Here is a 2,613-nt window from a genome sequence, read left to right on the forward strand (position 1 = left end):
CCACGGAGGGGGTCAGGACTCCAAGCGCCGTCACCACCGCGCGGCGCGCGAGAACCGGCGCGCCGGGGCCTGGGTTACGTCCATCCGGCCGACCTTGGGTCATCATGTGGTTCCGTACTGAACGGTTGCGGGAAAACTTCCTGTCATTACCACCGTACGAAGCCCGCGTCAGCGGGATAAACGCACAGACCCCTTGCGGGAATGCGTGCATTGCGCCATGCTGCCCAGCCGTGATGGACCATGCTGCATCCGGCTGCCCCTTTTGGGCATGTCCGAAACGGCGGGATGCCCGCGGGCATGATTTTACTCCATCCGGCATGCACCATGCATGCGCGGCAGATGTTTACCGGACATTTCCGGCCACGCCACGGCGTGGAAGCTCTTGCGGCGCACGACCTGTGGCAGCCGCGCCGGTGTTCCCTATCGACAGGAAACCGGATGACAGACCAGTCGATACGGAGGCCCCGCCCCGGCAATCAGGCCGGGCCGCGCCCTCCCCCAGTCATGACCGAGGATGGATTGGACACCACGCGGGCTTCTTGCGCACATGCGATGACACCATGCCCGGCCACGGGCGGCGACATGCCGCATCGGGCCGGTGGGCATGCGCCGTCCGTCCGCGCGCCGCGCGGGGGTGTTCCATCCGGGTCCGGTCGCGCTTTTTTCTATAATGTTTCTGTCCGTTCCTCCGCTCCCTCCTGCCGCCACGGATCGCGCGCGCAGCCCGGATGCGGGAACGCGACATACCGGAGTGCGCCTATTAATGAGCAAACGCATGCTGATCGACACGACCCACGCGGAAGAAACCCGCGTGGTCGTGATGGATGGTAACCACCTTGAAGATTACGATGTCGAGGCTGCATCCAAAAAGCAGCTGAAGGGCAATATCTATCTTGCCAAGGTTATCCGTGTTGAACCCAGCCTTCAGGCCGCGTTCGTGGATTATGGCGGCAATCGCCATGGTTTTCTCGCCTTCAGCGAAATCCATCCCGATTATTACCAGATCCCCGTAGCCGACCGCGAAAAGCTGCTTGCGCTGCAGGAAGAGGAACGCCGCGCGGAAGAAGAACGCCGCGCCCGCGATGACGAGGAGGATGAAGCCCCCCCCGCCCGCGCCGAGGAAGGCGACGCCCCGACGGACGACGAGGGCGAGGAGCCCGAAACCGTGGGTGGCGAGAACGATACCGGTGACGAGGCCCAGGCCCAGCGCCGCATCGCGCGCTTCCTGCGCAACTACAAGATTCAGGAGGTCATCCGCCGCCGCCAGGTCCTGCTGGTGCAGGTGGTCAAGGAAGAGCGCGGCAACAAGGGCGCGGCGCTGACCACCTACATCTCGCTGGCGGGCCGTTACTGCGTGCTCATGCCCAATTCGCTGCGTGGCGGCGGGGTTTCGCGCAAGATCACCTCGGTCGCGGATCGCCGCCGCCTGCGCGACATCATCACCGAGCTCCAGATCCCGCGCGGCATGGCCATGATCGTGCGCACCGCGGGCGCGCAGCGCCCCCGCGCCGAGGTCATGCGGGATTGCGAATACCTGCTGCGCCTGTGGGACGACATCCGCCAGCATACGCTTGAATCGGTCGCCCCCGCGCTGATCTATGAGGAAGCGAGCCTGATCAAGCGCGCGATCCGTGACATCTACACGCGCGATGTCGGTGAAATCCTGATCGACGGCGAACCGGGCTGGAAATCCGCGCGGGAATTCATGCGCATGCTCATGCCGCAGAACGCGCAGAAGGTGCGCCTGTGGCAGGATCATGAACAGACGCTGTTCTCCCACTATCAGGTGGAGGGGCTGCTGGATTCCATGCTTTCGCCGTCCGTGCAGCTCAAGTCCGGCGGGTATCTGGTCATCAACCAGACCGAGGCGCTGGTCGCGATCGACGTCAACTCCGGCCGCGCCACGCGTGAGCGCAATATCGAGGAAACGGCGCTGCGCACCAACCTCGAAGCGGCCGAGGAAGTGGCCCGCCAGCTCCGCCTGCGCGATCTGGCCGGTCTGATCGTCATCGACTTCATCGACATGGAAAGCCGCAAGCACAACGCCATGGTCGAGCGCAAGCTGAAGGACGCCCTGCGCAGCGACCGCGCCCGTATCCAGGTCGGCCAGATCTCGCATTTCGGCCTGCTGGAAATGTCGCGCCAGCGGCTACGGCCCTCCATTGCCGAATCCTCCTTCATGCCCTGCCCGCACTGTCAGGGCACCGGCATCATCCGTGGGATCGAAAGCGCGGCGCTGCACGTGCTGCGCGCGATCGAAGAAGAAGGCATGCAGCGCAAGGCCGCCGAGATTTCCGTCCAGGTCGCGCCGGAAATTGCGTTCTACATCCTCAACAACAAACGGACCTGGCTGTCGGAAATCGAAACCCGGCACAAGATGCAGGTCACCTTCGCCCCCGATGCCACCCTGCAGCCGCAGGAATGCAACATCGAGCGCGTCCGCCCGCAGACCGCACGGTTCGAGGCCCCGGCCATCGCGCACACCCCGGCCGAGAATGGCCATGTGCGTGAAATCCAGATCCAGACCGAACCGCCCGTGGCCGATGCCGAGGTTACGCCGGAAGCCGCCGGAACGGCGGAAGAGGATGAGGATATCGCCTCGGGCACCGACCA

The 2,613-nt window shown here is 64.6% G+C and carries 2 protein-coding genes; one reads left to right on the forward strand and one right to left on the reverse strand.

What is annotated here, in order from left to right:
- Positions 1 to 420: 420 nt before the first annotated feature.
- A complete protein-coding gene (locus JCM25156_RS29470; protein WP_159104994.1) occupies positions 421 to 606 on the reverse strand; it encodes a hypothetical protein in 186 nt (61 codons plus the stop codon).
- 157 nt (positions 607 to 763) lie between these two features.
- Between JCM25156_RS29470 and JCM25156_RS13370 the strand changes: the two genes are divergently transcribed.
- The coding region (locus tag JCM25156_RS13370) for an Rne/Rng family ribonuclease (RefSeq protein WP_025813474.1) at positions 764 to 2,613 on the forward strand (1,850 nt) is incomplete at its 3' end.

It is taken from the genome of Komagataeibacter kakiaceti JCM 25156 (genome assembly GCF_000613305.1).

Coding starts and splice junctions, on each gene's coding strand:
- JCM25156_RS29470 (WP_159104994.1), bottom strand. CDS start 606: ATGCCCACCGGCCCGATGCGGCATGTCGCCGCCCGTGGCCGGGCATGG.